Consider the following 25617-nt stretch of genomic DNA (forward strand, 5'->3'; position numbering starts at 1 on the left):
GGCAGAGGGCCGCCCGCGAGCGGCAGAAAAGCGACCCCGAGCGGTTTGAGGGATGAGCCGGCGGGCGCGGCAAGCGGGTGAGCGGTAACGGGCAGGGGAGCGGGGGGAGTGGCCCGCTCCTCAGGGGATCTCCAGCAGCTCCTTGAGGGGCTTGAGGTAGCGGCGGCTCACCGGCACCTTGTGGCCGCCCTGGGTCACCACCTCCGCCAGGCCGCCGTCCAGCAGCAGGATCTCGCGGATCTGGCCCGGGTTGAGCAGGTACTGGCGGTGACAGCGCACGAAGCCGGTCTTCTCCTCCAGGGTGCGCAGGGTCAGCTCTGTGGTGCCCTGCTGCTGGGCGCTCACCACCTTGTTGCCGGCCAGATCGCTGTGGACGAACTCCACCTCGCCAAGGGGCAGCAGCAGGATGCGGTTGTGGCCGCTGCAGGGGATGCTGCGCAGGGGCTGGGCGATGCGGGTCGGGTCCGGCAGCGGTTGGCCCGCCAGCTCCCCCTTTGGCGAGAGCAGCCGGTGGATGCGCTCCAGCGCCTTGTTCATCCGCTGTGCGGTGACCGGCTTGAGCAGGTAGTCGAGGGCGTTCTCCTCGAACGCGCGCAGGGCAAACTCGTCATAGGCGGTGATGAAGACGATGTGAGGGCGCAAGTCCGGGTCCAGCATGCTCACCAGCTCCAGTCCGCTGATGCGCGGCATCTGGATGTCGAGAAACAGCAGGTCGGGCTTGAGGCGATGGATGGCGGGCAGCGCCTCCATGGCGTGGCCACACTCCCCCAGCAGGCGGATGTTGCCCGCCTGCTCCAGCAGCAGCCGCAGCTCCTCGCGGGCGAGGGGTTCATCGTCGACGATCAGGGCGGTCAGCATGGGCTCTCCTGCAGGGGAAGGGTGATCCTCACCCGGGTGGATTGATGGGGCTCGCAGTGAATGGTGACCCCGTACTCGGCGCCGTAACGGGCCTTGATGCGTCGGTCCACTATGTTCATGCCAAGGCCGCTCTCCTCCCGCCTGGCCTGATAGAGGCCGGCGTTGTCCTCCACCTCCAGCACCAGTTGTTCGCCCTCCTGCCGCGCCGTCAGGGTAAGTCGGCCGGGCTCGAACATCTGGGAGATGCCGTGCTTGATGGCGTTCTCGACGATGGGCTGCAGGGAGAAGGTGGGCAGCCGGTACTCCAGCAGCGGCTCGGGAATATGGGTCTGCACGCTCAGGTGCTCGGCGAAGCGAGCCTGTTCGATGTGCAGATAAGCGTTCACGTGCTCCAGCTCGTCGGCCAGGGTCACTTCGTCCCCTTGCCGCTTGAGGTTCTTGCGAAAGAAGGTGGAGAGGTGGTGCACCAGGGTGCGGGCATCCTCGGGGTCGCGCCGGATCACCGCCGCCAGGGTGTTGAGGGCGTTGAACAGGAAGTGCGGGTTGATCTGCGCCTGCAAGAGCTTGATCTCTGACTGGGCCAGCAGTCGCTTCTGCTCGTTGTACTTGCTGGCCAGGATCTGGCCGGAGAGCAGCCGGGCGATCCCTTCCCCCAGGGTGCGATTGATGGAGGAGAAGAACTTGCGCTTGGGCTCGTAGAGCTTGATGGTGCCCACCACCGACCCCTCTTCCCCCCGCAGCGGAATGACCAGGGAGGAGCCGAGCCGGCACTGGGGATGCAGGTTGCAGCTGTAGGGGATGAGGTTGCCGTCGGCATAGACCACCTCGTTGTGCTGGATCGCCTTGAAGGTGTGGGCCGAGTTGATGGCAGTGCCCGGCAGGTGGTGATCCTCGCCGATGCCGATGAAGGCGAGCAGCTTCTCCCGATCCGTGATGGCCACCGCGCCCACCCCGGTCTCCTCGTAGAGGATGCGTGCCATCTGTTGGCACGCCTCCTGGGTGAAGCCCTTGTCCAGCACCCGCATCGCCCGCTCGGCGATCTTGAGGGCGCGGGCGGAGAAGGCGACCGAATACTTCTCCAGCATGGCGCGGTGATCGAGGATCATCCGCATGAACATGGCGGCTCCTAGCGTATTGGCCACCAGCATGGGGGCGATGATGCTCTCGATGAGGTGGACGGCGTCGTCATACGGGCGGGCCACCAGCAATATGATGCCCATCTGCATCAGCTCGGCGATGAGGGCCACCGAGCCCACCACCCAGGGGCTGAACAGCAGGTCGAGCCGATGGCGGGCGACGAAGTGGCGGTGCACCAAGCCGCCGAGCAGCCCCTCGGCGATGGTGGAGAAGGTACAGGCGAGCGCGGTAAAGCCCCCCAGCGAGTAGCGGTGGATGCCGCCGGTGAGCCCCACCAGCAGGCCCACCACAGGGCCGCCGACGATGCCCCCCAGCACGGCGCCGATGGCACGGGTATTGGCGATGGAGTCCTCTACCCTGAGGCCAAAGTAGGTGCCCATGACGCAGAAGCCGGAGAAGATGAGGTAGCAGAGGATCTTGTGGGGCCAGCTCAGGGTCACCTGAGTCAGCGGCATGAACAGCGGCGTCTTGGAGAGCAGCCAGGCGATCACCAGATAGACGCAGAGCTGCTGGAAGAGAGATATCACGAGCGCGAATTGTTCGAAAGCCACGGCACACTATCTCGAAAGGGATGCTCATCCGATGGACGCGGAGTATTAGCAAACCCCGATTTTCGCCGCAAGCCGCAGGCGCCGGAATAGCGCGCCTGCGCACAGATTTGCCGGCCCCCTGAGCCAAAGGCATCCCTGCTGTCAGTCAATCGAGCTCGACGTCGACCCACACCAGGCGGTGATCCGAGCTGACGCCCTTGGCGATGCCGAGCTTGGCGTCGTACACCAGGTGATGGCCAGGCTCGAAGCTGGCCGGCCAGAACACGCCGGAGGCGACGGCGTTCAGGTTGGCGGAGGGCAGCACGTGGTCAAGCTGCAGGCCGCTGCTGCTGGTGATGCGCTCCGGGGTGGGGCGGTTGTTGTTGCGCTTGCACAGATCCGGCTGGCTGGCGAGGCACTCGGGGCCGCCCTGGCTGACCGGGATCAGGGCGCCGTTGGTGACGGCCTGGTTGACCAGCACATGGTTGTGCAGATCCTGAATGGCGGTGAGATCCCCATCGCCAATCTGGGGATCGGCGTTGAGATCGCCGGCGATGACGAACCTGGCACCCGCGGGCAGGCCACCGGCCTTGCCCGCGTCGTCCACCATGTAGCCGGCGCTCTCCACGTAATCCTGCCAGAAGGCGACCTCGGCCCGGTTGTGCCTGACGTTGTGGCGCGCCGCGTTGGCGAAGATGGGTGGGGTCGGGTGTGAGATGAGGAAGTGGATCACCTCCTCCTTGTTGCCGCGCTTGATGCGCACCGGCACGTCGGCGTGGTTCTTGGACGAGAGCGGGAAGGCCTGCCAGGCGGCGTCGTCATACCAGGCATCGCCACACTGGCGGCCGACCGGGATCGGCGCCCTGGCATTGTTGCAGTCGTCGATGACGGGGTTCGCTTCGCCCGGCATGTCCTTCCACTTGAAGTGCTGGAAGGTGCGGATCCCCTTGGTATCGATGGGGTACTGGGACATCACGGCGAAGGCGTACTGGCCGTGATAGTTGCCAAAGCCCCAGGCGTCGTCGGGCCCGTTGTTGCGCTTGCCGTCCAGGTTGAGGTCATGGCCGCTCATCAGGCCGGTGTTGGTGGCAAAGTTCTGCATCACCGGGTAGCGGATGGCGGTTACCTCGTCGTGCTGGGGGTGGGCCAGGTAGTTGTCGTTGAAGGCTTTGAGGTCCGTGGTATCGGCTCCCTTGCCGTCATTGTCGAATTCGTTGAGCAGGAAGACGTCGGGCCGGGTGCGCTGCACAATCTCGGCGATGTTGCGGATCTGCTGCACGTCGAGGGCCCTGGTCTTCTCGACGCCGCTCAGGGTGCCGTCGGCGAGGCGGGCCAGCAGGGCATCCTGCTCGGCGCGGCTCAGGGCCAGTTCACCGGCGAGCATGCCGGCGGCGGTGCGATCGAAGGAGAGGTTGAAGGTGGCGAAGCGAACCATGGGCGTCGGGGTCTCGGAGTCGTTCTGGCTGTTGCAGCCTGCCATCAATCCGAGGGAAATGGCAGCCGCGAGCAGGGTTTTATGGATGTTTTTCATTGTAATATTCCGTAGCATCAAGATGTTATGCCTCGATAGGGTCAGGCGAGGCGCGGTCATTATAGGGAGCCTGTCCGGAAACTGGGCTCTGAATGAACCAAAGTGCGGGGTCATTCACAGAGTCATCCGGAATCTGGTCATGGACGGGGCAGGCTTCGAGCACATTCACACGGCCAGGCTGGGCCGGAACCAGCGTCATGGACGGCACGAACGGGAGGCGGGATGAGTCGGCAACAAACGGCCCTGGTGGTCGAGGGGGGCGCCATGCGCGGCATCTTTGCCGCCGGCGTGCTGGACGCCTTCCTGGCGAAGGGAAAGGCGCAGTTCGATCACTGCATCGGGGTCTCGGCGGGGGCGGTCAACCTGGCGGCCTATCTGGCGGGGCAGCAGGGACGCAACCACAGGGTCATTACCGACTACTCCTGCCGCCCCGAGTTCATCAACTTCGGCAAGTTCCTGCGGGGCGGCCACTGGCTCGATCTCGACTGGCTGTGGGGGATCACCATCCGGGAGATCAGGCTGGATCTCGCGCACTTCGCCGCCAATCCGGTGCCGCTGACCGTGGTGACCACCCGAGTGGCGGACGGTCAGGCGGCCTACCTCAGGGCCACTGCCGCCGAGCTGGAGCAGCAGATCAAGGCCTCCTGCTCGGTGCCGCTCGCCTACCGGCACTTCGTGCGCATCGGAGGGGAGGCCATGACGGACGGCGGGGTGGCGGACTCCATCCCGGTGCGCCACGCCTACGAGCAGGGGGCGCGGGACATCACTGTGGTGCTCTCCCGGCCGCTGGGCTATCGCAAGCGGGCGCCCAGGCTGCCCGCTCTGCACCGCTATCTGCTGCGCCAGACCCCGGCCCTGGCCCGGGCGAGCCTCTCGCGCCATCAAAGCTACAACGACGCCATCGACTTCATCCGCCAGCCGCCCCGGGATTGCCGCGTCCGGGTCATAGTGCCGCCCGCGGGCTTTCGGGTCGGGCGCATGACCACGGACAAGGATCGGCTGGAGCAGGGGTATCAGATGGGGTGGCAGGCGGGGCTGGCCTATCTGGCGCAGGAGGACGCGAATGCAGGCCCTAGTTTGCCGCCTGGAGGGGCGCCTTGCCGAGCGGGGGCGCGCTGACCTTGGGGGTATGCGCCATCTGGATAGCCTGGGCCAGCCAGTCCCAGTCGAGCTGGGGGCTGCCAGCCTTGAAGCGCTGGTAGGCGCATCCCTGGCGGACGGTGAGGAAGAGGGTGCTCGGCAGGCCGAGGCGGTTGAAGTAGCGCACCATGACATCCCCCTGGTACTGGCGCAGGCGCTGTTGCAGCTCGGGCAGTGTCAGCCCCAGCTCGCGGCCCGTCTCATCCCAGATTTCAAACATAGTGTGCTCCTTTAACAACTGGAATCACTACTGTTTCGAAAACGTGGGGGAAGGGCAATTGTCAGATCTGACAGTGCCAAATGGAATCTGACCGGAAAAGCGAAAACCCGGCGCCAGGCCGGGTTTTCTGAAGGATGGTGGAGGGAGAAGGATTCGAACCTTCGAAGGCAGAGCCGTCAGATTTACAGTCTGATCCCTTTGGCCGCTCGGGAACCCCTCCACAGGGGCATTGCATATTGTGTCAGGAAGATGGTGGAGGGAGAAGGATTCGAACCTTCGAAGGCAGAGCCGTCAGATTTACAGTCTGATCCCTTTGGCCGCTCGGGAACCCCTCCACGGGGTATTTTCCTGATTTTTCGCACTTGAATGGTGGAGGGAGAAGGATTCGAACCTTCGAAGGCAGAGCCGTCAGATTTACAGTCTGATCCCTTTGGCCGCTCGGGAACCCCTCCCCAAGTGCGAGGCCGCATACTACCAGATCCGGCAAGGTTGTGAACCCCTTGGCCTCATTCTGACGACAAAAAAGTGTCAAGTGGTTATTTTTTGATATGTTTCGCTCAAAATTCACGCTTTTCAATGACTTTTATACCGCCCCCGATGTCCAGCCGGGAGAGGTCAGAGGGCGGGAAAGAGTAGGCGGGAAATAAAAAGAGGAGCCGCGCGGGCTCCTCTTTTTATCGGTGACGGGGTGGTAGCCCCGACGGGGAGGTCAGGCGTCCTGAGTGCGGGCCTGTTGGCAACCCTGCACCGCATGGGCGATGAGTTCCAGGGCGCTGTGATCGCAGGGGGGCAGCTCGTCCTCACACAGGGCGAGGGGGGTGACGCGATCCCCCCACTTGATGAGGGCGGCCCCCCAGGTGAGACCGGCCCCGAAGGCGGCGGTCAGCAGGTAGCTGTTCGGCTTGACCCGGCCCTGCTCCAGCGCCTCGCACAGGGCGATGGGCACGGTGGCGGCGGAGGTATTGCCGTACTGCTCGATGTTGACCATCACCTTCTCCATGGGGGCGTTCATGCGCTTGGCCAGGGTCTCGATGATGCGCACGTTCGCCTGGTGCGGCACGATGAGATCGACCTGCTCGGGGGCGATGCCGGCCTGGGCCAACACGGTGCCGGTGGCCTCGCCCATGCCGCGCACGGCGCGCTTGAAGATCTCCTGCCCCTCGAAGTTGAACGTGAAGAGGCCGTCGATGTCGGCGAAACGCACCCGATCCGTCCCGAAGTTCGGCACGTGCAGGATCTCCCGCGCCTCGCTGTCGCAGCCGAGTTTGTTCGCAATCAGGCCGCTCTCCTGCTCGCTCGCCTCGATGACCACGGCGCCAGCACCGTCACCAAACAGCACGGCGGTGTCGCGTTTGGCCCAGTCCAGCAGCTGGGTCAGGCGCTCGGCGCCGATCACCAGCACTCGCTGCATCATGCCGGTCTGCACCAGGGAGGTGGCGACCGAGAGCGCATAGACGAAGCCGGTGCAGGCGGCGTTGAGGTCGAATACCGCAGCCTTGTGGGCACCGAGGGCCTGCTGTACGGCGGAGGCACCATTGGGCACCAGGGTGCCCGGGGTGGCGGTGGCCAGGATGATGCCATCGAGGGCGGCGGCGTCCAGGCCGGCGCAGGCCAGGGCGCGGCGGGCGGCCAGGGTGGCGAGCGCCGTGGTGCTGACGTGGGAGACCCGACGGGCCTTGATGCCGGTGCGCGGGTAGATCCACTCGTCCGAGGTGTCCATGATGGTGCTGAGGTCATCATTGGTCAGCGCTGCGGGGGGCAGGCACTTTCCCCAACCGGTGATATTGGCGTATTTCATCTTGTCGTCGCTTATCGTGATGGCCGCCCGGGGCGGAAAATTGCGCAATTATGACGCACGGGGCCGCCACTGTCATCCAGCGGCCGGTGGCGTGCAGGGGAGAGGGGAGGGGCAAGACCGTGATTTTGCTTAAATTCCCGCTCTCCCTTGTCTTAAGATGAAGGCCCGACCCAGCCTGCCGCCACCCGAGGTGATCCCAGTGCACAAAGCGAATCTCAACCTCCTGCCCACCCTCAAGGTGCTGCTGGAGACCCGCAACATCAGCCGGGCGGCGGAGCTGCTGCACCTGAGTCAGCCCTCCATCAGCAAGCAGCTCGGCCAGCTGCGCAGCGAGTTTGGCGACGAGCTGCTGGTGCGGGAGGGGCAGCGCTGGCTGCTGACCCCGAGGGCGGAGGCGCTGGCGGCCCAGCTTGCCGATTCCCTCGGCGCCCTGGAGCGGCTCTACGAGGCGCCGGAGTTTGCCCCGGAGCGCTGCGAGCGGGTATTCCGGCTCGCCTCCTCCGACTACGTGGCCCAGCACATCCTGCCGGACATCTGCGCGGCGCTGGCGAAGGCCGCGCCCCAAGCTGCGCTGGAATACAGCCTGTGGGACAAGCGCCTGCTGCCCCAGCTCTGGCAGTCGGAGCTGGACATGGTCTCCACCATCACCGAGCTGGTGCCGGATCAGATCCGGGGCCTGCACCAGGGGGAGGACAGGCTGGTGGTGCTGATGGGGCGCCACCACCCGCTCGCGGGCACGGCCCCCACCCTGGAGGAGTACCTCGCCTGGCCCCACCTGCAGGTGAGCGGCGGCGGCGACAAGGACAGCCCGGTGGAGCAGGTGCTGGCTCCCCTCGGGCTCTCCCGCCGCTGGTTTGCCCGGGTGCCCTTCTTCCAGGCGGCGGTGGAGGTGCTGCTGCGCACCGACTGCCTGATGACCACCCCGGCCCACATCGCCTGGCAGCTCTCCCGGGAGCATGCCCTGAGCTTCTGCGATCTGCCCTTCACCACCCGGGTCCAGCAGTACCATCTGCTGTGGCACCAGCGCCACCACCTGGATCCGGCCCACCGCTGGTTCCGCGAGCTGGCCTATCCCTTCCTGCGGGATCACTTGCAGTTCACCCTGGGGGAGAGCCGCAAGCAGCTGGCCTCGGGGGGAGGCCAGCCCGGCTAGCACCGGCAGCGGGTGCCAGACCATAGCCAATGGCTATGAAATCTATTCATAACTTTCACTTCTGGCATAGCTGGCCGCCCCCTACTCTGATCGCCTGAACCGACATTCGACAGAGGAAGGAAAGGGTATGGAATTGACGAGTTGGCTGGCGCTGGCCGCCATCTGCGTGATGGGGGCCATCGCCCCGGGGCCGAGCCTGGCATTGATTATCCGCAACACCGTACAGGGGGGCCAGGGCCATGGGGTGGTGACGGCGCTCGGCCACGGCCTGGGGGTGGGGATCTACGCCCTGATCACGGCGCTCGGCCTCGCCATCTTGATCACCCAGACCCCGCTGCTGTTCGATCTCATCCGTTACGGTGGCGCCGCCTTCCTCGCCTGGCTCGGGGTCAAGGCGCTGCTGGCCAAGCCGGCAGGCGGCGAGACCGGTAGCGAGGAGGGGCATCCGCCACGGGGCCGTCAGGGGGCGTTCGAGGGCTTTATGGTGGCCTTCTTGAACCCCCAGCTCGCCATCTTCTTTATCGCCCTGTTCAGCCAGTTCGTACACGCCGATACCGGCTGGCGGGAGGGGGGGATCATGATGCTGACCGCAGGCGGCATAGACGCGCTCTGGTATGCGCTGGTAGCCCTGGTGCTCTCCCGGGGGCCCGTGCTTGCCTGGCTCAAGGCCAAGTCCTTTATCATCGACAAGATAAGCGGCCTGGTGTTGCTGGGATTGGCGCTCAAGGTGGTCATTTGATCCGCTTCTCAAGGGGGATCAGGGACTGATCCAATCCTGCATTCTGCGGTGATCTTAAGCGGGATCAAGGCGAGGGGAGCCGGGGCTCGCTAGAGTGGCGGCCATTTGTCGCTCCTCTGGGACCAGACCATGCACGATCAGACCCCGCGCCTCGCGCCCCCCGAACAGAACCGACTAGAGCTGCTGGCCCCGGCCAAGAACCTCGCCTATGGCATCGAGGCCATCAACCACGGCGCCGATGCCGTCTACATGGGGGGGCCCGCCTTCGGTGCCCGCAGCGCCGCGGGCAACAGCATCGAGGATATCGAGGCGCTCGCCCGCCACGCCCACCGCTTCGGCGCCCAGGTCTTCGTCGCCTTCAACACCCTGCTGCACGACCACGAGCTGGAGCAGGCCCGGCGCCTGACGCACCAGATTTATGAAGCCGGGGCCGACGCCCTCATCGTGCAGGACATGGGGCTCTTGGCGCTCGACCTCCCCCCCATCGCGCTGCACGCCAGCACCCAGACCGACAACCGCACGCCGGAGAAGGTGAAGTTTCTGCAGGACGTGGGCTTCTCCCAGGTGGTGCTGGCACGGGAACTGTCTTTGGCGCAGATCCGCGAGATCAGCGCGGCCACCAGCGTGCAGCTGGAGTTTTTCATCCACGGGGCGCTGTGCGTCTCTTACAGCGGTCAGTGCAACATCAGCCACGCCCGCACCGGCCGCAGCGCGAATCGGGGCGAGTGCGCCCAGCTCTGCCGGCTGCCCTGCTCCCTGCAGACCCCGGGTGGCGAGGTGCTGGTGGAGAACAGCCACCTGCTCTCCTTGAAAGACATGGATCAGAGCGCGAACCTGGAGGCGCTGATCGCCGCAGGGATCCGCTCCTTCAAGATAGAGGGGCGCCTCAAGGGGCTCGACTACGTCAAGAACGTCACCGCCTGGTATCGCCAGAAGCTGGACGCCATCCTGGAGAGCCGCACCGATCTGGTGGCCTCCTCCGCCGGCCGTTGCACCTACGGCTTCACGCCGGATCCCAAAAAGAGCTTCAACCGCGGCAGCACCGACTACTTCCTCCATGGCCGACAGCCGGGGATCGACTCCCCGCGCAGCCCGAAATACGTGGGGGAGCCGCTCGGGCGCGTCACCAGGGTGAACAAGGACGGGATAGAGATCGACGGCCAGCCCGTGACCCTCAATAACGGCGACGGCCTTGGCTTCTTCAAGCCGGGGGGCGAGCTGGTGGGGATGCGCCTCAATAAAGTGGAGGAGAAGGCACAGAGCAAGCGGTTACTGCTGTCGGAACCCATGCCCGGCCTCAAGGTGGGCACCGAGATCTTCCGCAATCACGATCAGGCCTTCAGCAAGCTGCTCGAAAAGTCGAGCGCGGATCGCCGCATCCGGGTCGACATGCGGCTCGGTGAGTGGGGCGAGGGATTGAGTCTCACCCTGACCGACGAGCAGGGCATTGGCGCCACCGTCACGCTCCCCTGCGACAAGCGGCCGGCTGACAACCCGGCGCGGGCGCTGCAACAGGCGCGCGACCAGCTCGGTAAACTCGGCAACACCCTGTTTGTGGCGCGCCAGATTGAGCTGGCATTCACCACTCCCCTCTTTATTGCCGCTTCACAGCTTAACGGTCTGCGCCGGGATGGCATCGCTGCCCTGGAGACGGCGCGACTGGCCGCCTACCGGCGACCCGAGCGGCGCATCCCCTTGCGCGATGCCGTCTACCCCCAGCACCGCCTCTCCTACCTCGGCAACGTGCTGAACAGTGCGGCGGAGCAGTTCTTTCGCGACCACGGGGTAGAGCGCATCGCCCCCGCGTATGAGGCAAACAAGGAGGAGCGGGAGGTGGTGCTGATGATCACCAAGCACTGCATCCGCTACAGCCAGCACCTCTGCCCCAAGGAGGTGCCCGGCCTCAAGGCCGAGCCCCTGGAGCTCAAGATGGGCAAGGATAGCTTCCGCCTGCGCTTTGACTGCCACCGCTGCGAGATGCAGGTGATGGGCAGCCTCAAGCGCTGACGGCTGCCCGTGTGGGGATGGGGCGGGTGGGGATTAGATGGCAGTATGGGGCGGGCTTGTCTCTCAAAGCAGCCCCATATCCTCAACTGACAAAGGATCCGTCATGAACATCAATGCACTGCCGTTTTGTACGACCCGTTGGGCCGAGGTCCCGCCGAGCGAGCACCAGGGGGAGCGCGGCGTCGCCCGCTGGCACACCCAGCAGTTCGGGGAGCTGCGGGTGCGGATGGTGGAGTACTCCCCCGGGTATCTGGCGGACCACTGGTGCAGCAAGGGGCACGTGCTGCTCTGCCTCGAGGGGGAGCTGCACACCGAACTGGAGGATGGCCGCGTCTTCACCCTGACGCCGGGCATGAGCTACCAGGTGGCGGACAACGCCGAGCCCCATCGCTCCTACACCGAACTGGGCGCCCGCCTCTTTATCGTCGACTGAGCCGTTCTTCCCGTTTTACCGGAGCTTGCCATGCTGGAACTCAGACCGAACTGTGAATGCTGCGACAAGGATCTGCCCGCCGACACGGCGACGGCCTACATCTGCTCCTTCGAGTGCACCTTCTGCGCCGAGTGCAACGAGCAGTATCTGCACCTGACCTGCCCGAACTGCGGCGGCGAGCTGGTCAGGCGCCCCCGCCGCCCGGCGGCCAAGCTGGTGAACAACCCCGCCTCCCTCCAGCGCGTCTTCAATCCGGATCTGAAAGCGGCGCTGGACAAGGGGCGCTAGGGCCCTCCCTTCATGGGAAGGGCTGGCAACTGGCTTGCCCCTGTGGCTCTTGACCTTCTCCCGGCGGCAGCCCCTATCAAGGGGGCTCAAACCAAAGGAGCAAAAGATGACGGAGCGATTCGACGGAGAAGGGGCGAGGGCCTATGACAGCCGCATCCCCCTGCTGGTGCCAGGCTACGAGCTGCTGCACCAGCTTTGTGCCTCACGGCTGATGGCCGCGCTGGGCCAGCAGGCCCGGGTGCTGCTGGTGGGGGTGGGCACGGGCAGCGAGTTGCTGCTGCTTGGCCGCCTCTGCCCCCGCTGGACCTTTGTGGCCCAGGATATCTCGGCAGACATGCTGGCCCAGGCCAGGATGCGGGCCGAGCAGGCGGGCATGGGGGAGAGGGTGTGCTGGCACCTGGGCCCGTTGCCTGTGGCGGATATGCCATGTGATGGAGCCCTCTGCCTGTTGGTGCTGCATTTTCTGCCCCTGTCGCAGAAAGCTGCGCTGCTTGGAGAAATCGCCCGCCAACTCGTGCCCGGTGCCCCCCTGCTGCTGGCGGACCTGATGGCGCCAACTGACCCGCTTGAGCGCAAGGCCATGGGGTTGCAGGCCGCCCTCGCCGGTCTGCCGCCTCCTGCCTGCGAGCAGATGGTGCGCCGCCTCGGGGAGGATTTCGTCACGCTGGACGAGGGGCAGACCCGGCACCTGCTGCAAGGGGCCGGTTTCGCCGCGGCGCACCGCTTCTTTCAGGCGCTGGGCTTTCACGGCTGGCTGGCGCAGCGGCGTTAGCCCCCTAACAGGGTGTGCAGCGCCCAGCCAGAGAGATACAGCCCCAGGCCGAACACGGCATGGTTGATCAGGCTGTGAACCCGGGCCGAGGCGGGGTGGGGCGTGCGGGAGGCGGCGATGCCAGCCCCCATGCAGGGCTGCATGACAAGAAACGGGGCTGCCACTGTGACCAGGCCCAGGGCGAGGGCCGGGCCCGGCGTGGGCGCCAGCAGCCAGTCTTGGCCCTGGGTGGCGATCAGCAGGGCGGCGAAGGCGATACCGATGAGGTAGTGGGCGCTCCAGCCGATGAGGCTTTCCCCCGGGATGGGGCTGGCCGCGCCAATGGCCTCATGACGGAATCGGCCCTGGCCCATGTGACCGATCCAGCGACCCATCATGGCGTAGCTCGGCAGCGGCATGCCCAGCAGCGGCTTGCGCACCACGCCCCACAGATCCATCAAGGCCGTTGCACCGACCCCGATCAACAGCACGGAAAACACAGTGTTCATGATTTTCTCTTCCCTTGTGATGACACGGACGCTAGCGTACGACTTCAAGTCGACTTGAGGTCAAGGGGGGCGTGTGGATATATCCGAGGTGGTGAAGCGGTCCGGGGTGCCTGCCTCGACCTTGCGTTTCTACGAGGAGAAGGGGCTGATCCAGGCTCTTGGCCGTCAGGGCATCAGGCGCCAGTTTGCGGCCAGCGTGCTGGAGCGCCTGGCGCTCATCGCCCTGGGGCGGGCGGCGGGTTTCTCGCTGGACGAGATCGCACGTATGTTCGGGGACGACGGGCGTCCCGAGATAGACAGGGAGCAGCTGCTGCACAAGGCCGAAGAGCTGGATCGCACCATAGTGAAGCTGACCGCCATGCGCGACGGTCTGCGCCATGCCGCCATCTGCCCGGCGCCGAGCCACATGAGCTGTCCCACCTTTCGCCGCCTGCTGGGGGCCGCCGCCCGTGGCGTCATCCAGAGACGCAAACCGCCGCGCCCCTGAGACGAGGCTGGGGCGAGCAGGCCGCTTTCTCAGGCGTCACTTCCCTCCAGCGCCAGCAGCGCCTGCTTGATGGGCAGGCCCCCCGCATAGCCGGTGAGGCTGCCGTTCTGGCCGATCACGCGGTGGCAGGGGACTATGATGGAGAGCGGATTGCGCCCGTTTGCGGCCCCCACCGCCCGCACCGCGCTCGGCTTGCCGATGGCGCGGGCGATGTCGCCATAGCTGCGGGTCTCCCCGTAGGGGATGTCGCACAGCGCCCGCCACACCGCCTGTTGAAACGCCGTCCCCCGCGCCGCGAGCGGCAGGGTGAAGCGCTGCAAGCGCCCTGCGAAGTAGGCCTCAAACTCGGCGAGGAAGGGGGCGAGCGCCTCGCCGTCCTGCAGCCAGTCCCGCATGTCGGGCAGTGGCCGCAGGCCGGCCACGAAGTCCACGTGGACCAGACCGCGCCCGTCGATGGCGACCAGCAGATCGCCGCAGCGGGTGGGCAAAATATCGTAGCGGATCATGATGTTTTCTCCTCGTCTCGTTCAGCTCGAGGCTGCGTGAGCAGCGCCGGTTGTTCGCTCATGGCGTGCCACAGCCAGCTTGCGGCATAGGCGCGCCACGGCTGCCAGGGGGCGCTTCGCGCCTCTGCCTCCTTCACCGGCAGCTTGTTCCCGTTCCCGAGCGCCTTTTGCAGCACGAGATCCGAGGCGGGGAAGGCGTCCGTGTCCAGCCCGCAGCGCAGCCGCCAGTAGGCGACCGTCCAGGGCCCTATGCCCGGCAGTGCGAGCAGCTGCTCATCGCTTGCTGTGCCCAGGGTGAGCGCGCCGCTCGCGAGCGCCGAGGCCAGCCCTTGCAGCGTGCGGATGCGGCTGCCCGGCATGCCGATGCCGTCCAGATTGAGCTCGCACAGCTGGGCCGGCGTGGGCAGCTGCGCCGTGCCGAACTGCGCCAGGGTGCGCGCCACCAGACGCCCCATGATGGTGATGGCGCCCTTGACCGACACCTGCTGGCCGACAATGGCGCGCAGCATCACCTCGTATTCATCCCACCCCCCCGGCAGCCGCACCCCGGGCCAGCGCTCCTGGATGCCGGCGAGCAGCGGATCCTGCCCCAGGTGTTCGCCGATACGGCCCATGTCGGCGTCGAGATCCCACATGCGGCGCACGCGGTACAGGATGTCCGGCAGCGCGCCCGGCGGCAGATCCCGCACCGTCAGCCTGAGCCTCTCCCCCTCGACGGGTTCGATGCGGATGAACCCCTCCTGATCGCCGACCCGGTGACGGCGCTCGTAACCGTGCTCATCCACCCGCTCCAGCCCCGGAATCGCGCGCAGCCGGTAGAACGCGAGCATGGCCTGGGCATCGAACGGCGGGCGATACAGCAGGTGCAGTTGCAGGTTCGATTGCGGCGCCGCCTCGCCAGTCCCCCCTTCCTGCTTGCGCAGGGTGCCCGGCGCCATGCCATACGCCTGAAGCCAGGCGTCGTTGAAGCGACGAATGCTCGCAAAGCCTGCGGCAAACGCCACGTCCGTGATCGGCAGGCGCGTCTCCGTCAGCAGCCGTTTCGCGAGCAGCAGGCGACGCGTCTGCTCCACCTGCTTCGGCGACGCGCCGAGGTGTTGCTCGAACTGGCGCCTCAGCGTGCGCTCCGTGATCCCGGCCTGCGCCGCGAGCGTGCCCAGGCTGTGCTCCGCGAGCTCGCCGCGCTCGATGCGCGCCAGCACCTGGGCGACGAGCGGCGGCAGATCGCCGCTCTGCGCCGGTGCGAGTTCGGGGCGACAGCGCAGGCAGGGGCGCAGTCCGTGCTGCTCCGCCGCCGCCGCGAAGCGAAAATAGTGCACGTTGTGCTCGTGCGGTGCCCGCGCCGGACACACGGGGCGGCAATAGATGCCGGTGGACAGCACGCCGGTAAAGAAGCGGCCATCGAAGCGCGCATCGCGTGCGAGCCGCGCGGCGTGGCACTGCTCCCGGGTGAGGCCCGGGATGATCTCGTCCCTGGGGGATGGGGGTGGGCTGACAGTGGTCATGGCATGACTCGGATTTCTGTGGGCATGTGCCTGAGACTAAGCGGGTGCGAGGGGGGTGACTAGCCAAAAACGGACAGGGATAGCAAAAATAGTCGGGCAGGGGGAAAGCGGGCGCGAGATGAGTCGCGCCCGGGAGCGGTTATTTCAGGTAGCGCTGTTCGAGGTGCTTGCGCAGCCACTGGGGATTGAGCGCCTCGCCGGTCGCGCGGCGAATCAGCTCGTCCGTGCCGTGCAGGCTGCCCTGGGACCAGATGTGGCGGCCGAGCCAGCCGAAGATCTCCGGCAGGCGGCCAGACGCCACGAGCGTGCCCATGTCGCCGAGCTCACGTTCGAGCGCGAAGCGCAGCTGCGCCGCATACATGGCGCCGAGCGTGTAGCTCGGGAAGTAGCCGAACGAGCCGTCTGTCCAGTGGATGTCCTGCATGCAGCCGTTCTGGTAGTTGCCCTTTGTGGACAGGCCGAGCCACTGCTGCATCTTCGCGTCCCACAGCTCGGGTATGTCCGCGACCTCGATACGCCCTTCCATCAAGTCGCGCTCCAGCTCGTAGCGCAGGATGACGTGCGCAGGGTACGTCACCTCGTCCGCATCGACGCGGATAAAGCCGGGCTCGACCCTGTTGTACAGCTTCTCGAGGTTCGCGGGCGCGAGCGCATCCTGTGCCCCGAAGTGCGCGCGAATGCGCGGCGCTATCAGCGACAGGAACGCGGGGTGATGGCCGAGCTGCATCTCGCAGAACAGGCTCTGGCTCTCGTGAATGCCCATGGAGCGTGCCTCGGCCACCGGCTGGCCGAGCAGTGCGCGCGGCAAGCCCTGTTCGTAACGCGCGTGGCCCGTCTCGTGGACGATGCCCATCAGGCTGGAGACGAACTCCTGCTCGTTGTAGCGCGTGGTGATGCGCACGTCCGTCGGCACGCCGCCGCAGAACGGGTGGCTGCTCACGTCGAGCCGGCCGTGCGCGAAATCAAAGCCGAGCAGCCCCATCACCTCCTGGCCGAGCGCCTGCTGCGTCGGGATCGGGAACGGGCCTTGCGGCGTCAGGATCATGTCGCTCTTCTGCCGTTCACTCACGCGCTGGATAAGATCCGGCAGCCAGCTCGTCAGATCGCCGAAGATCTGATCCAGCCTCGCGCTCGTCATACCGGGTTCGTACAGCGCCAGCATGGCGTCATAGGGGCGCACCCCGAGCGCCTCAGCGCGCAGGCGAGCCACCTCCCGCGACAGGCGTACCACCTCCTCGAGGTTCGGGGCAAAGCCTGCCCAGTCGTTCTCCTTGCGCTGGCGACGCCAGGCGTGCTCGCACTTGCTGCCGGCGAGGGACAGCGCCTCCACGAGCTCCCCCGGCAGCAGGCTCGCATCCTGCCACTGGCGCTTGATCTCGTGCAGGTTCGCGCGCTGGGTCGCGTCCAGGGCTTCCCCCTCGGCCGCCGCAATCCAGTCGCCGAGTTCCGGTGCTGTGCGCTTGCCGTGGATCAGCACGCCGAGTTCCGCCATCGCCTCGGCACGGGCCTCGTTGCCCCCCTCCGGCATCATGGCGGCCTGATCCCAGCCGCAGATGGCGGACAGGTGGGAGAGGCGGTGCAGTTGTTGCTGATGTTGTTCGAGTTTTTGGTATGACATGGGATTGTCCTTGTTATCGTCCCTGATGGTATGCACCCCGTACCTGGCATGATCGGGGCCGCCCGATGCTAGCACTGCCATCCACCGTGGTGCCACCCTCAGGCAGTCAGCCGAGGCGCTTCTGGTGACGTTCGCGGTTTTCCGCCTTCTTGCGCTCGCTCTTGCGCAGCAGCACATAGAGTGCACCGCTGCCGCCGTGGCGCCGCTCGGCGCTGTGCATGGCCATCACCGCCGGCAGTTGCGGCAACCAGGCGCTGACGTGACTCTTGAGCAGCGCGCGCGGCGTGCTGCGCTCCCCCTTGCCGTGCAGGATCAGCAGGCAGCGGATGTCCCGCGCCTCGCACTCCTGGACGAACTGCACCAGGGCGGTTCGCGCCTCGTTGAGCGTCTTCTGGTGCAGATCGAGGGAGCCCTGCAACTCGTACTTGCCGAGGCGCAGCTTCTTGTAGACCCCCTCCTGCACACCGTCGCGCTTGAAGCCGACGATGGCGTGGGGATCCAGCATCTCGATCCCCTCCATACCGAGGTGATCCAGGGTGAGTTGTTCGGCGGTGGCGGCCTGGCGGCGCGCGAGTTGCGCCTCGGTCGGCTGGCTGTTGCCCGCGGTGGGGGCGATGTGGTCGCTGCGCAGCGGCCGCACGTCGGCCACTTCCTGCAGGAACAGTGAGAGTTCGTCGTTATGAGACACGGCAGGCTCCCCGCATGAGAATGAGGGGGCCATTATAGCGGGGCTGGCCTGTGCTTAGAATGGCGGGGTGGGCGAGGGGGCACCCGCACGGGCTGGGCGTCTTGCCCGGTGGGACGCTGCGTGCACCTCCCTTTATGGCTGGCCCCTGGGGTTATTGTCCTTCCTTCGGCGGCTCTGCGTGCATCACCTTGTAGATGAAATAGACCGCGTAGGCGCTGATGAGCAGGAAGGTGCCGAAGATCACCAGCATGGACATCAGCCCCACGCTGTTGCCGAACATCAGGTTCATCCAGAATTCCATTTCGTTCACTCCTGTCACTGGGCGATGACAGGCATGATAGATACCTCTTTGGGAGGGTGGGGATGATCTCGATCAAGTCCCCTTCTGGTTGTTTAATCGGCAACCCATTCTGTGAGCCGCCTCCCATCGCCGGCCGCCGTCCCGGGGGAGACGGCGCTATTTCGCCCCCTCGGGGGTGGGCTCGGTGAGCGGCGTGATGCGCCAGCCCTGCTGCTCCAGCAGGGCGAGCAGCCCGTGCTCGCCGTAAAGATGCAGGGCCCCTACCACGATGAAACTCTCGTTCGGCAGGCCGGGCCACTTCTTGATCCAGTTGCGGTTGCGCTCCGCCAGCAGGGTCTGCTCCAGCCAGGCTTGCAGCTTGGGCGGTGCCATCTCCTCCTTCAGCAGGCTGATGAGGGTGGCCTCGTCCCCACGCTGCCAGGCCGTCATCACGGCGGCGAACCCCTTCTCGAGTTCGGGCAGTTCATCCAGGGTGCTCTCCAGCATCAGGGTCTGGTTGTCGCCGACGCTCGCGAGGTAGCCGAGCTGTTCCAGCAGGGTCTCCAGCCCGACGATGGGCTTGCCGCCGTCGCTCGCCCGTTTCGCGAAGTGCTGATCCACCCCGAGATCGCCGCGAAAACCGGTGCGCTCCAGGGCCGCCTGGGTCAGGGTGATGGCCGCAAACCAGGGACGCAGCGGGGCCAGCATGCTCTCGTTCAGGCCGTTCTGGCCGGCGGCGATCAGGGTGCGCCGGTAGAGATCCTCCGGCAGGTGATCCTTGAGGGTCTTGCCGTCCACCAGCCGCGTGATGGCGCCCATCTCCTGCCACTGGGTCTGGCTGATGCGGGTCATGTCGACCTCCATCACCAGGGCCCGGCTCTGTTGCCAGGCCCGCTCCACGGGATCCGGCAGGGGATAGAGGGAGGGCTTGCCCGCATGGATGGACCCCAGCAGCCAGTGCTGCTCCTTGCCCTTGTTGATGCGGTAGAAGGCCGGATCCGCGAAGGCGTACAGCGGCAGCAGCAGGCAGAGCAGGAAGGAGAGCAGCGTGGGATGGAATCTCATGAGGCACCTTATGTGAGCGGGATGAGTGCTCTATGATAAGTCCTCATTTGTCACAGCCAAGAGGTTTCCCATGCCCCACCTTCGTTTTCGGGCAGTTTCTGTCGACACCCTTCAGCGGATAAGCGTGCCCCTGACGGCGGAGCTCTGTGCCCTGACCGGCGGCAAGCCGGAGTTCGTCACCCTGGAGTGCGTCCCCACGACCCAGGTGCGGGACGGGGTGATCGAGGCCGGTTCCCCCTTCGTGGAGCTGGTCTGGTTCGAGCGCCCGCAGGAGGTGCAGGATGCCGCCGCGGCGCTTATCACCCGTCATCTCAAGGCGGTCCTGGGAGAGCAGACCTATGTGGTGGTGCAGGTGTTGCCTATCGTGAAATCCCACTACTACAGCAACGGCCAGCACTACTGAAAGATGCCGCCCCCTGGCCTCTGGCTGCGGGGCGGCGTTTGTCTGGCGTCAGGCGGATTTGATCAGCAGCCGGTCCAGCAGGCGGCTTGGCAGCAGGCGGCGTAGCACGGCGAACAGCCGGGTCGGGAAGGTGACGGGGTAGCGGTGCTTGGGGCGCCGGCTGCTGAGCGCGTGGATCAGCGGCGGGATGCAGGCCTCGCTTGGCAGGGTGAAGCCACGGGCCCCCCCTTCACGCTCCAGCCTGGCCAGCGTCTGGGTGTAGGCGGCCTGATGGCGGCTCGCACTCGGGTCGATGTGGCGCAGGAAGGCGTCCCGGGCATTGGCGCGAAAGCGGGTGTCGATGGGGCCGGGCTCTATCAGGCTGATGTGCACGCCGCTGCCCGCGAGCTCCAGGCGCAGGGTGTCGCTGTAACCTTCCAGCGCGAACTTGCTGGCGTTGTAGGCGCCGCGATACTTCATGGCCACCAGACCGAGCACGGAGCTATTCTGCACGATGCGTCCCTCGCCCGCAGCCAGCATGGGGGGCAGCACCTGACGAATGAGGTGGTGCCAGCCGAACAGGTTGGTGTTGAACTGCTCCCGGAGTGCCTCGGTGGGGAGATCCTCCAGGGCACCGGGCTGACCGTAGGCACCGTTGTTGAACAGACCGTAGAGGCGGCCCCCGGCCAGGGCCAGCGCCTCTGCCGCACCGTGCTCTATGCTGGCGGTGTCGGCGAGATCCAGCTGCACCGCCAAGAGACCCTGCTGCTGCAACAGAGCGACGTCCCCAGCCTTGCGGGCGGAGGCGATGACGGTGAAGCCGTGGGCGCCGAGCGCCTTGGCGGCGGCGAGGCCGATGCCGCTGGAGCAGCCGGTGACAAGCACGAAGGGGTGGGGCATGAAGATCATCCTGATTGGCGGCCGGCGGGTGGCCCGAACCGGCATGGTAGCGTGGCCGCGCCAAAAACAAAACCGGGCCAAGGGGCCCGGTTTTCGGTCACGTCAGATGCGTTATCACAGGATGGTGAACGGCATGATGATGTGGAACTTGACGTCATGCTCGGAGCTGAACATGTTCGGGTAGTACCAGCTGCCCTTGTCGTCCTGTTCGTTGTTGTAGTCGGTGTAGTGCAGCTTGAACAGCGTGCCCTTCAGCTTGCCATCCTGCACCGTGTACATGACGTCGAAGTTCGCCGCCCACTCTTTGCCGCCTTCCAGGGAGCTGTCGCCGTTGTTGGCATCCCAGCCGTAGGCACCGGAGACACCGACACCCCAACCCGGTGCGCCCACCAGATCATCCAGGGAACGGGTCACGCCGAAGAACACGGCCTTCTCGTCGTTATGGTTCCAGTCAGAGCGGGAATCCCACCAGATCTCGTTCGCACCCTGGGAGTTGCCGTAGCCGCGGGTCAGACGGGGCAGGTAGTTGCCCTGATCACCCTCGGCCTTGGTCCACAGACCTTCCAGACGGAAGCCGTACTGGGCGTAGTTCCAGCTGGCGGTCAGAGCCTGTTGCCATGCCAGACCATCGTAATCGTTGTTGTCGGTCTCGGAGCCGTAGAACTGGTAGCTGGTGTTCAGGCCACCCAGTACGTCGAACTTGTGGGCCAGCTTGAAGTGGTAGCTGTCCATGTAGCCTTCGGACTGACCGAAACCACCTGTGATGGCGGTGCCGTTCTCGAAGGTGTAGCGCGCGGCCAGACCGTGGATGTAGTCGATCTTGTTCGCGTCGCTGAAGGGATCGCTGGCGTAGGGGCTGCTCTTGGAGAAGCCTGCGGTGTTCTTGAACCAGGGAGCCTTGTACTCGTCGGCGATGGCGTAGGTCAGGTAGAGGCCGCCGAAGGTGCCTTCGATCTGGCCGCCGCGGTAGGTACCGGGTTGATAGGACCAGTTGACCCCCAGGATACCCGGGACGTAGAGCTGGGTATAACCACCCTTGGCGGTGACATGCTCACCGAACTTGAATTTCAGGGCGGCGTTGGAGAGGCTGAAGCCGTTCTCGGGCACGCCGTCACCACCTGAACCCCACTGGTCGCCCCAGAAGGAGAATTCGTTCTCTTCGTTGACGCCATTGCTCTCGTCAACGGCCAGGTCATAGGCGCCGAAACCGCCCAGATCGATACCCACGACGTCCCAGGCATAGCCGGAGTTGAAGTTCAGGGCTGCCTGGGTGGTGGCATGGCTCAGGTTGGAGTGGTATTTGCCATCTTGGCCGGGACCGGCCTGCTTGCGGTCACGTTCACGCTGGAAGTAGAACAGACCGCCGGTGACTTTGGCATCGTCGGTGAACGCCTGGTAGGACTTGCCGTATTCCGGGCTCATCATGTCCTGGGCAGCCAGTGCCATGCCCGGGGCGACCAGCGCCGCGACCACGGCGGCACTCAAGGCGGCGCGCTTGAAGATCACTTTTTCCATTTGTTATTGCTCCTGATTTTATGGACTTAGCTTTTTTATCCGGCAGTCGGGTACGGGCCCGCCGCTCGGTATTGGCATTGCAATCAACACCCCGAAGGGCAAAAAAATTCTCTGTGTCGTGTCCCTGTGTCCGTATGCCTTGGCGCATCGTCACGGGACAATCTGCATCGTTTCAGTCGTTATTTTTTGAGTCTGGATCCTTGGCGATCTGACATCACCAAGAGTACGTTCGCGGTGCGAAATATCAACATGAAGTTCCCGCCAAGTTTCAAAAATATGACCGAGTGCAAATAATCATGATGCTTGATGTGGGCACTCTCAGGCCACTCATGTCGGCAATGAGAACGCTTTCAAGGTGTGTTCACCGTTATCCTGAGCGGATCTTGACGAGAAGGCTGAACTTTCTTTGTTAACTTGATGGCAACATATAATTTTGTGTCACAAAAAAAGATGTGGCCGACCCCGGGGCGGGCGCAGCCATGCTGGCATGGGGATCAGGCCTGCCACCCTGTGCGGGTGTCTGGGGTGGTCGCAGCCGCTCGGGAGGCGGCCTTGCAAGCCCGCCGGGGATGGCTGGCTCTTGCTGGAGACAGAGGGGGACGTGCGGGGAACCGCGACCCGGCGTGGTGCCGGGCCCGGAGTCAGGCCTGGCTCAGGATCCGTGGGATCTGCTGGGCCTGGTGGTGGATGTGCTCCGACACCTGGACGGAGAGCCGGCTGCCCTGGCGGGCGTGCTGGCTGATGCGGCCGATGAGGTCGGCAAAGCTCGCCAGCCTGCGCTCCTGGCTCTTGGCGTTGTCGGCCCCCTGCAGGGCGATGACGGCGGTGCTGCGCGCCATCTCCCGCACCGTCTGGGTGGTCTGGCGCAGCTGCTCGGCCTGCTGGCGCTGCCCGGCCGCCTCGGCGGTGATGCGGGACAGCACGGTGGCGAGCTGATCCCCCGCCTGGGTGAGACTCGCCAGGATCTCGGTGATCTGGCCGAGGGATCGCTGGGTGTCGGCGGAGAGGTGGCGCACCTCGTCGGCCACGACCGCGAAGCCGCGTCCCTGCTCCCCGGCCCTGGCCGCCTCGATGGCGGCGTTGAGGGCCAGCAGGTTGGTCTGCTGGGAGATGTGGCCGATGACGTCGACGATGGCGGTCACGTCCTCCACCGAGCGGGTCAGCTGGGCCAGGGCGCAGCTGCTCTCGTCGATGGCGAGCCCGGTCTGGGCGGTGGCCGTCAGCATGCCTCCCACCAGCCGCTCGCTCTGGCTCATGGAGTGCTCGTTGTGCTGGGCGTGCTGGGCGATTTCGGCGGCGACCTGATGCACCTCGCTGGCGAGCTGGTTGAGCTCCTGCATCATGGTGTCGCTCTCGTCCACCGCCTGTTCCGTGGTACGGGTGCTGTGATGGATCTCCTGCACCTGGGCCACCATCTCCTGCAGGCTGGAGGAGACGCTGGAGAGCTGCCCCGCCTTCTGCTGCTGATCCTGCTGCAGCCGCTGGATCAGGCGGTTGTAGCTCGCGACTATGTCGGCCAGCTCGTTGCGCTCGCGCCCCTGGGCCAGCAGCTGCGCCTGACCCGTGGCATCGAGCTGCAGGAAGGCGGCCCGCAGTTGGAGCAGCGGCCTGACCAGCCAGCGGCGCTGCACCAGGGCAAACAGCAGGGCGACCACCACCAGGCAGAGTGCCAGCACGCCGAGCACGGTGGCGAGCTCCCGGTTCACCGTCTGGCGGGCGGCGGCGAGCCGCTCACCGAGCTGCTCCCCCGCCTGCAGCAGGTGCGCGATGTCCTGCTGCACCATCTGACGGGCGGCCTGCTGCTGTTGCAGCGCCTTGCGGCTGTTCTCGAGCTCCATGGGGTAGCGTTTGAGCAGGGAGACCAGCTCGGCCTTGGGCAGATCCCCGAGCTCCTGGCGCTGCGGCTCCCCCAGGGTGAACTCGTCGGCGGGGGCCTCCTTGAAGAGGTTCAGGCTCGGCAGGGCCGCCAGAGCGTCCGCTTGCTTTTGCAGGGCGGCGAGCTCGAAACGCAGCCCTTCGAGGCGCTTGGCGCTCGCCTGCTCCATGTAGTTCTGGCGCTGGTGGGCGAGGGCGGGCAGGGCGGCCAGGATGTCGGCGGCCCCCTGGCGATACTGTTCGGCGAGCGCGGGATCGGCTCCCTGGGTGGCAGCCCCCTGCTGGCCATAGCGCAGCAGGGTACGGGCGTGGGCGGCGAGCTCGTTCTCGGCATTTTGCAGGAGCCACTGGCTGTTGCCCGACAGCTTGCCCGCCGCTAGGTAGTCGCCGTCGATGCGTGCGCCCATCTGCTCAAGCCGGGCGTTTAGCGGCTGGGTCTGGGGATCCGCCAGGCTGGACAGCAGCGCCAGCGCCTGCTGGCGCACCCCCTGGGCCTGGGCCAGCAGCAGGGGATCCCCGCTGCCGAGGTAGTCGCGAAGCGCCCCCTGCAGCGGGCCGCTCAGCTGCCGTTGCAGCTGCTCCTGCTGGCGCTGGGCCTGTTCGGCCCGATTGAACTGCTGCCACCCCTGATAGAGGGCGGCGGCCTGCACCCCGGCCACCAGCAGCAAGACGAGAGAGGAGAGGGAGGCATAGTGGGCAATTTTCACATCAGATTCCTGCTTGAACCACGCAATGGGCGCGAGCTTAAGCAGGCCTGATGGCGTTTTTATGACAGAGGCTCTGCAACTGGCTGAGTCTTGGGGTTTTTCACCAGCAGACCGAGCAGGGCGCCGCCCATGATGAGGGCCCCCGCCAGCAGGTGGCGCGGGGTGAGCGCTTCGCCGTTGAGCCAGACCAGCAGCAGGGTGCTCAGCAATGGGGTGAGGTAGGCCAGCGAACCGATGCGGCGAGGATCCCCGTCCCGCAGCGCCAGATACCAGGTGACAAAGGCCGCCCCCATGGGACCAAGTGCCAGCCCGACGATAAGCAGCCAGTCCGCGGTCGGGATCTGGACGAGGGGCAGGGGCCCTTCCAGCACCCATGCCAGCTGCAGGGCCAGGAGCCCGGCGGGCAGGCAGGCGGCGGCCGTCACCACGGCGGGGGCGGGGGGCAGGCGGCGGGAGAGCACGGAGTAGGCGCCCCAGACGATGGCAGCGCCGAGGGCCAGCAGGTAGCCGGGCAGATGGGCCTGTTGCAGCTGCAGGCTGCCATCGACCATCACCAGCACGGAGCCCGCGAGGCCGAGGGCCCCGGCCAGCAGATGGTGCAGGCTCAAGGGGTGACCCGGCAGCAGCAGTGGGGTGAACAGGATGATGCACAGCGGCCAGAGGTAGTTGATGAGGTTCGCCTCCAGCACGGGGGCGTGGCGAAAGCTTGTGAACAGCAGCAGGTGATAGAGCAGCAGGGCGGTGATGGTCACCAGCCAGGTGAGGGGGCTGGCGCGCCACTGACGCCAGAATGGCACGGTGCCCGCCCCGCAGAACAGCAGCACCAGCCCCACCAGCACCAGGGGCGAGACGCTGGTGATCCGGGAGGTGAGCGCGGCGAGGGAGGCCCACAGCAAGATGGTGAGCAGGGCAAAACCGGTGGACTTGTCCCACCAGGAAGACGCAGACATCCAACACTCCTTTGCAAGATGAATGAACGAAAAAGAGGGCCAGTC

25 protein-coding genes and 3 tRNA genes are annotated in these 25617 nt (G+C 65.9%); 9 read left to right on the forward strand and 19 right to left on the reverse strand.

What is annotated here, in order from left to right; genetic code table 11:
• Nucleotides 1-120 precede the first annotated feature (120 nt).
• From btsR to J9885_RS02710, 3 genes are all read right to left on the reverse strand, one after another.
• Nucleotides 121-858: a two-component system response regulator BtsR gene (btsR, locus tag J9885_RS02700; RefSeq protein WP_134695454.1), complete on the reverse strand. Its 738-nt coding sequence runs from the start codon at nt 856-858 to the stop codon at nt 121-123.
• Nucleotides 852-2546 carry a sensor histidine kinase gene (locus tag J9885_RS02705; protein ID WP_210548008.1) on the reverse strand — a complete coding sequence of 565 codons (1695 nt, stop codon included), beginning with the start codon at nt 2544-2546 and terminating at the stop codon, nt 852-854. The genes btsR and J9885_RS02705 overlap by 7 nt, the downstream gene beginning before the upstream one ends.
• A gap of 145 nt (nt 2547-2691) precedes the next feature.
• Nucleotides 2692-4056: an endonuclease/exonuclease/phosphatase family protein gene (locus tag J9885_RS02710; protein ID WP_210548009.1), complete on the reverse strand. Its 1365-nt coding sequence runs from the start codon at nt 4054-4056 to the stop codon at nt 2692-2694.
• A gap of 222 nt (nt 4057-4278) precedes the next feature.
• On the opposite strand from J9885_RS02710, the gene J9885_RS02715 reads away from it, so the two are divergent.
• Entirely contained in the window at nt 4279-5175 is an 897-nt protein-coding gene (locus J9885_RS02715; RefSeq protein ID WP_210548010.1) for a patatin family protein, read from the forward strand.
• On the opposite strand, the gene J9885_RS02720 is transcribed toward J9885_RS02715, so the two are convergent.
• The 5 genes from J9885_RS02720 to J9885_RS02740 all read right to left on the reverse strand — a co-directional run bounded on the left by J9885_RS02720 (nt 5129) and on the right by J9885_RS02740 (nt 7214).
• Entirely contained in the window at nt 5129-5416 is a 288-nt protein-coding gene (locus J9885_RS02720) for a hypothetical protein (RefSeq protein ID WP_210548011.1), read from the reverse strand. The genes J9885_RS02715 and J9885_RS02720 overlap by 47 nt on opposite strands.
• Before the next feature lie 135 nt (nt 5417-5551).
• Nucleotides 5552-5636: transfer RNA gene (locus tag J9885_RS02725), tRNA-Tyr, on the reverse strand.
• Between the two features lie 30 nt (nt 5637-5666).
• A tRNA-Tyr gene (locus tag J9885_RS02730) sits at nt 5667-5751 on the reverse strand.
• Between the two features lie 32 nt (nt 5752-5783).
• Nucleotides 5784-5868 (reverse strand) — tRNA-Tyr (locus J9885_RS02735).
• 257 nt (nt 5869-6125) lie between these two features.
• Nucleotides 6126-7214: a ketoacyl-ACP synthase III gene (locus J9885_RS02740; RefSeq protein WP_134695450.1), complete on the reverse strand. Its 1089-nt coding sequence runs from the start codon at nt 7212-7214 to the stop codon at nt 6126-6128.
• A gap of 199 nt (nt 7215-7413) precedes the next feature.
• Here J9885_RS02740 and J9885_RS02745 point away from each other — a divergent pair, with 199 nt between their 5' ends.
• The 6 genes from J9885_RS02745 (at nt 7414) to J9885_RS02770 (ending at nt 12606) form a co-directional block, all read left to right on the forward strand.
• Entirely contained in the window at nt 7414-8367 is a 954-nt protein-coding gene (locus tag J9885_RS02745; RefSeq protein ID WP_210548012.1) for a LysR family transcriptional regulator, read from the forward strand.
• Nucleotides 8368-8494: 127 nt separating this feature from the next.
• A complete protein-coding gene (locus tag J9885_RS02750) occupies nt 8495-9106 on the forward strand; it encodes a LysE family translocator (protein ID WP_043758450.1) in 612 nt (203 codons plus the stop codon).
• Nucleotides 9107-9235: 129 nt separating this feature from the next.
• Nucleotides 9236-11113, forward strand: a complete 1878-nt coding sequence (locus tag J9885_RS02755; RefSeq protein WP_210548013.1) for a U32 family peptidase — start codon at nt 9236-9238, stop codon at nt 11111-11113.
• A gap of 103 nt (nt 11114-11216) precedes the next feature.
• Nucleotides 11217-11546, forward strand: coding sequence for a DHCW motif cupin fold protein (locus J9885_RS02760; RefSeq protein ID WP_210548014.1), 330 nt, complete (start codon nt 11217-11219; stop codon nt 11544-11546).
• 30 nt (nt 11547-11576) lie between these two features.
• Nucleotides 11577-11834: a DUF1272 domain-containing protein gene (locus J9885_RS02765; RefSeq protein ID WP_210548015.1), complete on the forward strand. Its 258-nt coding sequence runs from the start codon at nt 11577-11579 to the stop codon at nt 11832-11834.
• Nucleotides 11835-11940: 106 nt separating this feature from the next.
• Nucleotides 11941-12606, forward strand: a complete 666-nt coding sequence (locus J9885_RS02770) for a class I SAM-dependent methyltransferase (protein ID WP_210548016.1) — start codon at nt 11941-11943, stop codon at nt 12604-12606.
• On the opposite strand, the gene J9885_RS02775 is transcribed toward J9885_RS02770, so the two are convergent.
• On the reverse strand, nt 12603-13094 hold the full coding sequence (locus J9885_RS02775) for a DUF2938 domain-containing protein (RefSeq protein ID WP_210548017.1): 492 nt from the start codon (nt 13092-13094) through the stop codon (nt 12603-12605). The genes J9885_RS02770 and J9885_RS02775 overlap by 4 nt on opposite strands.
• A 73-nt stretch (nt 13095-13167) precedes the next feature.
• On the opposite strand from J9885_RS02775, the gene J9885_RS02780 reads away from it, so the two are divergent.
• Nucleotides 13168-13581, forward strand: a complete 414-nt coding sequence (locus J9885_RS02780; RefSeq protein ID WP_210548018.1) for a helix-turn-helix domain-containing protein — start codon at nt 13168-13170, stop codon at nt 13579-13581.
• A gap of 29 nt (nt 13582-13610) precedes the next feature.
• Here the strand turns inward: J9885_RS02780 and J9885_RS02785 are convergent, their stop codons facing one another.
• From J9885_RS02785 to J9885_RS02810, 6 genes are all read right to left on the reverse strand, one after another.
• Entirely contained in the window at nt 13611-14087 is a 477-nt protein-coding gene (locus tag J9885_RS02785; RefSeq protein ID WP_210548019.1) for a methylated-DNA--[protein]-cysteine S-methyltransferase, read from the reverse strand.
• Complete coding sequence (locus J9885_RS02790; RefSeq protein WP_210548020.1) at nt 14084-15592, reverse strand: AlkA N-terminal domain-containing protein; 1509 nt, start codon at nt 15590-15592, stop codon at nt 14084-14086. Before J9885_RS02790 ends, J9885_RS02785 begins: the two co-directional genes overlap by 4 nt.
• A 139-nt stretch (nt 15593-15731) precedes the next feature.
• A complete protein-coding gene (locus J9885_RS02795) occupies nt 15732-17210 on the reverse strand; it encodes a carboxypeptidase M32 (RefSeq protein WP_210548021.1) in 1479 nt (492 codons plus the stop codon).
• Nucleotides 17211-17316: 106 nt separating this feature from the next.
• Entirely contained in the window at nt 17317-17898 is a 582-nt protein-coding gene (gene smrA / locus J9885_RS02800) for a DNA endonuclease SmrA (RefSeq protein WP_043758470.1), read from the reverse strand.
• A gap of 151 nt (nt 17899-18049) precedes the next feature.
• Nucleotides 18050-18199: a DUF3149 domain-containing protein gene (locus tag J9885_RS02805; protein WP_010673287.1), complete on the reverse strand. Its 150-nt coding sequence runs from the start codon at nt 18197-18199 to the stop codon at nt 18050-18052.
• A gap of 156 nt (nt 18200-18355) precedes the next feature.
• Nucleotides 18356-19243, reverse strand: a complete 888-nt coding sequence (locus J9885_RS02810) for a TraB/GumN family protein (RefSeq protein WP_210548022.1) — start codon at nt 19241-19243, stop codon at nt 18356-18358.
• Between the two features lie 70 nt (nt 19244-19313).
• On the opposite strand from J9885_RS02810, the gene J9885_RS02815 reads away from it, so the two are divergent.
• The gene (locus J9885_RS02815) at nt 19314-19646 is read left to right on the forward strand and encodes a DUF1904 family protein (RefSeq protein ID WP_210548023.1); all 333 of its coding nucleotides are present in this window, start codon (nt 19314-19316) and stop codon (nt 19644-19646) included.
• A 48-nt stretch (nt 19647-19694) separates the two neighbouring features.
• Here J9885_RS02815 and J9885_RS02820 read toward each other — a convergent pair whose 3' ends face one another.
• From J9885_RS02820 to J9885_RS02835, 4 genes are all read right to left on the reverse strand, one after another.
• Nucleotides 19695-20525: an SDR family oxidoreductase gene (locus tag J9885_RS02820; RefSeq protein ID WP_210548024.1), complete on the reverse strand. Its 831-nt coding sequence runs from the start codon at nt 20523-20525 to the stop codon at nt 19695-19697.
• A gap of 114 nt (nt 20526-20639) precedes the next feature.
• Nucleotides 20640-22040 (reverse strand): OprD family outer membrane porin, encoded by a 1401-nt coding sequence (locus tag J9885_RS02825; RefSeq protein WP_134695435.1) that lies wholly within the window; start codon nt 22038-22040, stop codon nt 20640-20642.
• A 641-nt stretch (nt 22041-22681) separates the two neighbouring features.
• On the reverse strand, nt 22682-24622 hold the full coding sequence (locus tag J9885_RS02830) for a methyl-accepting chemotaxis protein (protein WP_210548025.1): 1941 nt from the start codon (nt 24620-24622) through the stop codon (nt 22682-22684).
• Nucleotides 24623-24681: 59 nt separating this feature from the next.
• Nucleotides 24682-25572 carry a DMT family transporter gene (locus J9885_RS02835; protein WP_210548026.1) on the reverse strand — a complete coding sequence of 297 codons (891 nt, stop codon included), beginning with the start codon at nt 25570-25572 and terminating at the stop codon, nt 24682-24684.
• Nucleotides 25573-25617 lie beyond the last annotated feature (45 nt).

Origin of the sequence: Aeromonas sp. SrichE-2G (assembly GCF_017939565.1) — a bacterium.
Lineage (GTDB): Bacteria > Pseudomonadota > Gammaproteobacteria > Enterobacterales > Aeromonadaceae > Aeromonas > Aeromonas taiwanensis.